The sequence below is a fragment of the Flavobacterium sp. genome, assembly GCF_003525665.1.
Lineage (GTDB): Bacteria > Bacteroidota > Bacteroidia > Flavobacteriales > Flavobacteriaceae > Flavobacterium.
Genome location: NZ_DQDX01000133.1, coordinates 5,008 through 7,330, shown reverse-complemented (window position 1 = coordinate 7,330; position 2,323 = coordinate 5,008). Strand labels below are relative to the sequence as shown.

The following is a 2,323-nucleotide window of genomic DNA, read 5'->3' as shown; positions in this document are numbered from 1 at the left end:
ATCAATTTACTGAATAATAAAAAAATAGGTTTAGAAGATTTTGCTTCATTTAAAGATTCTGAAAAATTAAAATTAATTGAACAAATTGATAAAGAAAATAAAACTCAAGAAAAAGCCAATATTTTTGCCAAACTTATAAGTATTTTAGCGATCGCCTTGATATCCATTTTATCACTTTTAAGTTTATCATTATATAAGAATAACATTTTAAGAACTCAATCTAACACGTTACTAAAAGAAAAAAACAGAGAACTTGAAGTTGCAAAAGAAAATGCCGAAAAAGCATCGAAAGCAAGAGCCGAATTTTTATCGACGGTAAGTCATGAATTGCGAACACCACTTAACGCAATTAATGGAATTACGCATTTATTAATAGAAGAAAAGCCTAAAGCAAGTCAGATTAATTATTTAAACTCATTAAAGTTTTCGGGAAATTACCTATTGACCTTCATTAATGACATTTTAGAAATTAATAGAATTGAATCTGAAAATGTACCTATAGAAAGCATCAATTGTAATTTAAAAGAACAGCTTTTTAAAATTCAAAATTCATTTAAAGAAATTGCTCAAGAAAACAACAACACCTTCGTGTTGGACATTGATGATGCCATACCGGATAACTTAATTTGCGACCCAACGAAATTGTCACAAATTTTCATAAATTTAGTAAACAACTCATTAAAATTTACAGAAAACGGTTTTGTGAATTTATCTGCTAAATTGGAAACTATTGAAGATAAAAATGTTCAAATACATTTTAAAGTAGCCGACAACGGAATAGGAATTCCAGACGACAAACAATTAGAAATTTTTGATAGTTTTTCACAAGGTTCTATAGAAATTAATAGAAAATACGGTGGAACAGGTTTAGGGTTATCTATTGTAAAACGACTTATTGAATTACTTGGCGGAACCATTAAACTTAATAGTAAAGTAGGCTTAGGAACTACCTTCTTCTTTACCTTACCTTTTGAAATTGGGGAAAAAAGTATTCTAGTTAAGCAAGTAAAACTATTTGACAAAGAACTTGTTGTCAATAAAAAAATTCTTTTAGTTGAAGATAATAAGATCAATCAAATGATTACTAAAAAGATGCTCGAGAATAAAGGTATGTCATGTCATATCGTTGATAATGGCGAGCAATCTGTAGAACTAATGAAAGAAGAACATGAATTTGATTTAGTTTTGATGGACGTACATTTACCTGGAATCAATGGTACTATTGCTACGCAACAAATTAGAGAATTTAATCAAAAAACACCTATCATTGCGCTAACGGCAATTTCACTTAATGAAAATAGAGAAATGCTACTTTCTTACGGAATGACAGATGTGATTACAAAACCTTTTGAACCCGAAAATTTCTATTCTATAATTGCAGACAACTTAAAGTTTTCATAGCACTTTTAGTATTTTTTGATTAATTCTTTTATTAAAATTCTAACGTCTGGTTCGGCTTTTTGAGCTGCTTTAAGAACCTCTGAGTGATTGACATCTTCTATATTTTCTTCATCACCCATATCGGTAATTACAGATAATCCAAAAGTTTCAAGTTCCATGTGGCGTGCTACAATTACTTCTGGAACTGTTGACATTCCAACACAATCGGCACCAATATTTTTCACCATTTTGTATTCTGCTAAGGTTTCAAATGTTGGACCTTGCAATCCTAAATAAATTCCGTCGTGGACTTCAATATTTAATTCACTTGCTATTTCCTTTACTTTGGCAATCATATTTTTACTGTAAGGTTCGCTCATGTTTACAAATCTTGGCCCAAACCTTTCATCATTTTTTCCTCTAAGCGGATGTTCTGGCATCATGTTTATATGATCTTTGATCAATACAATAGACCCAACTTTATAATTCGAATTTACACCACCAGAAGCATTGGAAACAATTAATTTTGAAACACCAAGATATTTCATCACTCTAACAGGAAAAGTAACTTCTTTCATGCTATAACCTTCGTAATAATGAAAACGACCTTGCATGGCTACAACTTTTTTAGAACCAACAGTTCCAAACACTAAAGCACCTTTATGTCCTTGCACGGTAGAAACTGGAAAATTTGGGATTTCTGAATAAGGTAAACTAAATTCAATTTTAATATCATCTGTAAAATTCCCTAATCCTGAACCTAAAATTACACCATACTCAGGATTAAAATTTGTTTTCTCTTTTATAAAACTAACGGTTTCTTGTACTTCGTTCCACATAATTGTGATTTTATTTATTGTTATATTTCAATTCAAATTTAAACATAAATAGCCTTAAACTGAAAATAAAATGAAATAAAAAAAAACCGTCTGAATTAACAGAC

2 protein-coding genes are annotated in these 2,323 nt (G+C 30.0%); one reads left to right on the top strand and one right to left on the bottom strand.

Features of this window, described 5'->3' with window-relative positions:
• A partial coding sequence (locus DIU01_RS09490) for an ATP-binding protein (protein ID WP_290833832.1) occupies positions 1 to 1,401 on the top strand: 1,401 nt, incomplete at its 5' end.
• 5 nt (positions 1,402 to 1,406) lie between these two features.
• On the opposite strand, the gene DIU01_RS09485 is transcribed toward DIU01_RS09490, so the two are convergent.
• Positions 1,407 to 2,219, bottom strand: a complete 813-nt coding sequence (locus DIU01_RS09485; protein WP_290833830.1) for a purine-nucleoside phosphorylase — start codon at positions 2,217 to 2,219, stop codon at positions 1,407 to 1,409.
• Between the last annotated feature and the right edge of the window lie 104 nt (positions 2,220 to 2,323).

What these genes read in the sequence shown, in the direction of transcription:
- DIU01_RS09485 (WP_290833830.1), bottom strand. Translation starts at nt 2,219, where the DNA reads ATGTGGAACGAAGTACAAGAAACCGTTAGTTTTATAAAAGAGAAAACA.